The organism is Bacillus cereus group sp. BfR-BA-01310 (assembly GCF_022664325.1).
GTDB lineage: Bacteria > Bacillota > Bacilli > Bacillales > Bacillaceae_G > Bacillus_A > Bacillus_A paramycoides.
The window spans coordinates 1-462 of record NZ_JAKUHD010000089.1 but is presented as its reverse complement, the minus strand read 5'-3'; the positions used below and the strand labels follow the sequence as shown (position 1 = coordinate 462).

Here is a 462-nt window from a genome sequence, read left to right as displayed (position 1 = left end):
TGTGAAAATTGAACCAGGAAAACGAAGTGATCAGGCGTATGGTGCGACTCGAACAGGTATGGCACAAAAGAATGAACTATATATTCGTGACTTAGGATATTTTCGTTTACAAGACTTTAAGTCTATTCAAGATAAGCAAGGATATTATTTATCACGTCTTAAGTTACCAACTAAGATATATAGAAAAGAATTCGAAACAGTCGTATTTAAAACAAAACCCGCTCAACTGAGGCCGGTATATATACAAATTCATTTGGAAGAAATCATGAACCAATTACAGCCTGGCCAAGTGTATGAATTACATGATGTATATGTAGGGAGCAAAGACAAATTACCTACTCGCATTGTGGTTTATAAATGTACGGAGGAGCAAAAACAAAAACGCCTACGTGATCGAGCTATTCGTGAAAAGAAAAAAGGAATTACATATACAGAGCGTACGAAACTTTTACAAGGAATTAC

At 35.5% G+C, this 462-nt stretch carries 1 protein-coding gene; it reads left to right on the top strand.

Features of this window, described 5'->3' with window-relative positions; translation table 11 throughout:
• A partial coding sequence (locus tag MR109_RS29705; protein ID WP_242274861.1) for a transposase occupies positions 1-462 on the top strand: 462 nt, incomplete at both ends.